Source organism: Salmonella sp. SG203 (genome assembly GCF_013350575.1).
Taxonomy (GTDB): domain Bacteria; phylum Pseudomonadota; class Gammaproteobacteria; order Enterobacterales; family Enterobacteriaceae; genus Salmonella; species Salmonella enterica.
The window spans coordinates 1-2,541 of the sequence record NZ_SNMT01000067.1 but is presented as its reverse complement, the minus strand read 5'-3'; the positions used below and the strand labels follow the sequence as shown (position 1 = coordinate 2,541).

Annotated in this window: 1 protein-coding gene; it reads left to right on the top strand. The window is 50.2% G+C overall.

The window, feature by feature from the left end:
• Nucleotides 1-2,541, top strand: a 2,541-nt coding sequence (locus HV477_RS27740) for a hypothetical protein (protein ID WP_175065732.1), incomplete at both ends; no start/stop codon positions are given.

The following is a 2,541-nucleotide window of genomic DNA, read 5'->3' as shown; positions in this document are numbered from 1 at the left end:
GACGGGGAACAACATCACGATTACTGCCAGCAGCAGTACGGCTGATGCACTGTCGATAAGCGGTCAGAGTAAACTGAACGCAGACACGAATCTGACGGTGTCCGGGGTGAGTCGTGCTACCTCTTCTTCGGAAAACATAATCTATGGCATTCACACCTGGGGGGGCAGCCTTTTTAAAGCAGGGGATACGGTCACTCTGAGCGCGATGGCCGCGGGCGGGGGGACAGACGGGGCCTTTAACGCATCAAATATCAATGTCAGTGCGCAGAATGCAGTGATTACTGGCACTGCCGGGGCTGCAAATGGTACTGGTATTAAAATTAATAGTTGCGTCAGTAATATCCTGAGTAATGGCAACCTGACGCTGAACGGAACAGCCACGGGTGACAGTGGTACGGGGGTGCTCCTCAATAATGCGTCAGTAGAAGCGAATGGCACGGGTCTCCTGACTGTAACCGGAAAGACTCAAACCGGGCAGGGCGTCACCATAACTAACGGAACGCTGTCGGGCGGAAACGTGACGGTGAACGGGACATCGTCGGATGGTATTGGCAGGGGAGTGTGGGTGTACGGTGCCAGCAAACTGACTGCCACGTCCGGCGACCTTAATCTGACGGGCGCGCAGACTAAGGGGGGAAAGGGATACGGTATCCATATTCATGGCGGTAATATCCTGACAGCTGTGAATAATATCACGCTGACCGCCAGTGCCATAGACGGTAAGGATGGTGCGCTGAATGCAGATACTAATACGTTTAAAGCAATAAATACGGTACTGAACGGCACCTCAAATCAGAATAACATTGGGGTAAAGCTGGGGGGGATCACTAACATCACACAAGGTAACCTGTCGGTGACAGGAACAACCAGACAAACCAACGACGGGCCTTATATTGCGTTCACTACCAACAATCTGAACCTGACTGTAAGCTGCGGCAGTCTGAACATGAAGGGCGTGGTGACGGGGACTCCGAACGGAACTCAGCCTGTAGCGCTGAACCTGATCAATGCTACCCTCAGTGCTGACAGCGCCACACTGACGGGGTCTAATGCCAACGGCGGCAAGGGATTTGTCCTGAACAATGTGACACTGAAGGGAGGAATAGCGAATGGCGCTAATCTGACACTGAGCTCCGCGGGCAGCAATAAAAATGTGACCAACGTTATTGGCAGTGGAATACTGAATGTGACCACGGCTGAAGTACTGATGAAGCAGGGGATAGATAACAGTACACAGATAGACACTACAGGGATGACGCTGGGCGGGTCCGGTGCAGACTGGGTCGATAGCTACACCAGTAAACGTGGTGTCTGGATTTTAAAAAATGTCACGGTAAACAAAACAGGCAATATCAGCCTGAAGGGCGTGAGTTTTGTGAACAGTAACATTACTGCGGGTCAGGATCTCACGATAGATAATGTTAACCGTAGTCTTACAGTACAGAGCAGTAACCTGACGGCTACGTCGGGTAATATCAGCCTTAACGGGAATGGCACTGGAACGGGTAACAATGGTGTTACCCTGGCCAACGCTTCCCTGACAGCATTGGCCGGGAATATCAATGTTACGGGTGTGGGTGATAGTGGTAGTTATTTGGCGGAGACAGGGAACGGTATTATGCTCACAGGGAATACGACATTTAAGTCAACGGAAAATACGTTGAATGGCAGCTATACTGGCAGGACGGGAACCACAGCAGGTGGTGTGGTTGTATACGGAAATTTGAATAACAGGTTGTCTACAAATGTGAGTTTTGCAGGGAACACCACAATTAACGCAACATCTACAGGCAGGAGCGGGATGGTGTTTTCAGGAGTATTTAGCCCGGTATTTGTGATCGGATTCTCGAATGGTACAGCTGTGATTAATGCAAAGACAACGGATGTTAAGGATGTGACAGGTGGTGGAGTATTCATTTTTCAGATGGTTGGTACTCCACGAACTGTTGAGGTTCAGGTCTCGAATGCAACGTTAAACATAAATGCAGAAGCTAAAAGAGTAAATGGTTTTAGCGCTTATTCAGATACCGATGGACCGGATGACCTGGCCCGTAAAACCGGTTATAAATTCACCGGAGAAGGGAATGTGAATATTCACAGTGTGTCTGATTCCGGTGACGGGCTGGATCTTCGGATAGTGGATAATACCGGCCTGACAGGCAACTTTACGATTATCGGGGAAAGTAAAAGCGGTACAGGTGTCAGTGTGCCTGAATTTGCCAATGTCAGTATAGTCAACGCAACGGTCACCGGTATCAGTCAGGATGGAACGGGTATTCGCATTAATTCCGGTGATACAAAGCATAAACCGCAGGTTAATCTGAACGGTAATAACCTGACCGGGATCTCGAATACCAGTACCGGTATCAATATCACTGGCAATAATGTCACCATCACCAACGGTACCCTGAATGGTACCTCATCAGGCAGCAGCGCCGGGGTACAGCTCACCGGCGGTTCAAATTACACCGTGGACGGTGCCACCGTAACCGGTCACTCTGTTGCCGGGCATGGCGTCGGCGTGGGGGGGAATCTGAGTGT